Origin of the sequence: Aquiflexum lacus, assembly GCF_015476655.1 — a bacterium.
GTDB lineage: Bacteria > Bacteroidota > Bacteroidia > Cytophagales > Cyclobacteriaceae > Aquiflexum > Aquiflexum lacus.
In genome coordinates, this window is record NZ_JABFHF010000092.1 from 1 (window position 1) to 403 (window position 403).

A 403-nucleotide genomic window follows, 5' to 3' on the forward strand; every position below is an offset into this window, starting at 1 on the left:
CTTCCAGAAAGGAGGTGTTCCAGCCGCACCTTCCGGTACGGCTACCTTGTTACGACTTAGCCCCAGTTACCGGTTCTACCCTTAACGGCTCCTTGCGGTTACCGCCTTCAGGTCTACCCGACTTCCATGGCTTGACGGGCGGTGTGTACAAGGTCCGGGAACGTATTCACCGCGCCATGGCTGATGCGCGATTACTAGCGATTCCAGCTTCACGGGGCCGGGTTGCAGGCCCCGATCCGAACTGAGACGCACTTTTAGAGGTTGGCATCCTGTTGCCAGGTAGCTACCCGCTGTATGCGCCATTGTAGCACGTGTGTCGCCCCGGGCGTAAGGGCCATGATGACTTGACGTCGTCCCCTCCTTCCTCTCTGCTTGCGCAGGCAGTCTTATTAGAGTCCCCACC

At 58.8% G+C, this 403-nt stretch carries 1 rRNA gene; it reads right to left on the reverse strand.

Annotation, left to right across the window (positions count from 1 at the left end):
* Window positions 1–7: 7 nt before the first annotated feature.
* Window positions 8–403, reverse strand: a 16S ribosomal RNA gene (locus tag HMJ38_RS25170); the annotation flags it as partial.